This is a genomic window from Vibrio sp. 10N.286.48.F5 (genome assembly GCF_041469785.1).
GTDB classification, from domain to species: Bacteria; Pseudomonadota; Gammaproteobacteria; order Enterobacterales; family Vibrionaceae; genus Vibrio; species Vibrio crassostreae_C.
In genome coordinates this window covers 37,335-38,901 of sequence record NZ_JBFRLG010000011.1, presented here as the reverse complement: position 1 = coordinate 38,901, position 1,567 = coordinate 37,335, and the positions used below count along the sequence as shown (strand labels likewise).

General features: G+C 53.3%; 1 rRNA gene. It reads right to left on the bottom strand.

Features of this window, described 5'->3' with window-relative positions:
- Positions 1–10: 10 nt before the first annotated feature.
- Positions 11–1,565: ribosomal RNA gene (locus AB4185_RS08950) — 16S ribosomal RNA — on the bottom strand.
- Between the last annotated feature and the right edge of the window lie 2 nt (positions 1,566–1,567).

Genomic DNA, 1,567 nt, shown 5'->3' with positions numbered 1-1,567 from the left:
TATCTTCGTATAAGGAGGTGATCCAGCCCCAGGTTCCCCTAGGGCTACCTTGTTACGACTTCACCCCAGTCATGAACCACAAAGTGGTGAGCGTCCTCCCCGAAAGGTTAAACTACCCACTTCTTTTGCAGCCCACTCCCATGGTGTGACGGGCGGTGTGTACAAGGCCCGGGAACGTATTCACCGTGACATTCTGATTCACGATTACTAGCGATTCCGACTTCATGGAGTCGAGTTGCAGACTCCAATCCGGACTACGACGCACTTTTTGGGATTCGCTCACTATCGCTAGCTTGCTGCCCTCTGTATGCGCCATTGTAGCACGTGTGTAGCCCTACTCGTAAGGGCCATGATGACTTGACGTCGTCCCCACCTTCCTCCGGTTTATCACCGGCAGTCTCCCTGGAGTTCCCGACATTACTCGCTGGCAAACAAGGATAAGGGTTGCGCTCGTTGCGGGACTTAACCCAACATTTCACAACACGAGCTGACGACAGCCATGCAGCACCTGTCTCAGAGTTCCCGAAGGCACACCTGCGTCTCCGCTGGCTTCTCTGGATGTCAAGAGTAGGTAAGGTTCTTCGCGTTGCATCGAATTAAACCACATGCTCCACCGCTTGTGCGGGCCCCCGTCAATTCATTTGAGTTTTAATCTTGCGACCGTACTCCCCAGGCGGTCTACTTAACGCGTTAGCTCCGAAAGCCACGGCTCAAGGCCACAACCTCCAAGTAGACATCGTTTACGGCGTGGACTACCAGGGTATCTAATCCTGTTTGCTCCCCACGCTTTCGCATCTGAGTGTCAGTATCTGTCCAGGGGGCCGCCTTCGCCACTGGTATTCCTTCAGATCTCTACGCATTTCACCGCTACACCTGAAATTCTACCCCCCTCTACAGTACTCTAGTTCACCAGTTTCAAATGCAGTTCCGAGGTTGAGCCCCGGGCTTTCACATCTGACTTAATGAACCACCTGCATGCGCTTTACGCCCAGTAATTCCGATTAACGCTCGCACCCTCCGTATTACCGCGGCTGCTGGCACGGAGTTAGCCGGTGCTTCTTCTGTTGCTAACGTCAAGAGATAGCGCTATTAACACTACCCCCTTCCTCACAACTGAAAGTACTTTACAACCCGAAGGCCTTCTTCATACACGCGGCATGGCTGCATCAGGCTTTCGCCCATTGTGCAATATTCCCCACTGCTGCCTCCCGTAGGAGTCTGGACCGTGTCTCAGTTCCAGTGTGGCTGATCATCCTCTCAGACCAGCTAGGGATCGTCGCCTTGGTGAGCCATTACCTCACCAACTAGCTAATCCCACCTAGGCATATCTTGACGCGAGAGGCCCGAAGGTCCCCCTCTTTGGCCCGTAGGCATTATGCGGTATTAGCCATCGTTTCCAATGGTTATCCCCCACATCAAGGCAATTTCCTAGGCATTACTCACCCGTCCGCCGCTCGACGCCCATTAACGCACCCGAAGGATTGTTAGTGTCGTTTCCGCTCGACTTGCATGTGTTAGGCCTGCCGCCAGCGTTCAATCTGAGCCATGATCAAACTCTTCAATTTAA